The 512-nt window shown below is 59.6% G+C and carries 2 pseudogenes; one reads left to right on the top strand and one right to left on the bottom strand.

The window, feature by feature from the left end:
• Nucleotides 1–341: pseudogene (locus TR36_RS14465) on the bottom strand (TenA family transcriptional regulator); the annotation flags it as partial.
• Between TR36_RS14465 and TR36_RS15315 the strand changes: the two are divergent.
• Nucleotides 321–512 (top strand): annotated as a pseudogene (locus TR36_RS15315) (IS21 family transposase); the annotation flags it as partial. The pseudogenes TR36_RS14465 and TR36_RS15315 sit on opposite strands and share 21 nt — an antisense overlap.

The raw sequence follows: 512 nt of genomic DNA, 5'->3' as shown, positions 1-512 counted from the left end.
TCCAGCTCAACAGCCCGTTGGAAGAAATCCCGGCTGATAGCCTCCTCGGCGGGGCCGATACGGTCCAATTCCGCTCTCAGAAATGCGACAAAGCTGCTGAAATCGGGATTGTCGTGCAGGGTAACCCATTCTGCATGGACAAAATTTTCGGAAAGCGGCCGCGGAATCGTCTTTGCCCATTCAAGATACAGCCATTCTGCAACATTCAGCACCGCAAGGGCCGCGGCATAGGAACGCGTTCCCGCGGCTTCCTGCATCAGCTTCTTGAACCCATCGGTTGGCGGAGTGTCAGGGACAGTTTCGCGCTGTTCGGGGGGGATGCCCACATCAAGCTGTCGCACAGCCGGGCGTTCCTGGTCAGGGCCTATTTGTTGCAGACCCACGAGATGCTGTTCGACGCGCATTGGCACGCGTTCCGGGTCTTTGAGGGCGTGCCGGGCCGCGGGATCTACGACAACATGAAGACGGCGGTGGATCGCGTGGGCGTGGGCAAGAAGCGCGACGTGAATGCG

Origin of the sequence: Falsirhodobacter sp. alg1, from assembly GCF_000739715.2 — a bacterium.
Classification (GTDB): Bacteria; Pseudomonadota; Alphaproteobacteria; order Rhodobacterales; family Rhodobacteraceae; genus Falsirhodobacter.
Note: the sequence above shows the minus strand (reverse complement) of the source record. Positions and strands in the feature narration are given on the sequence as shown.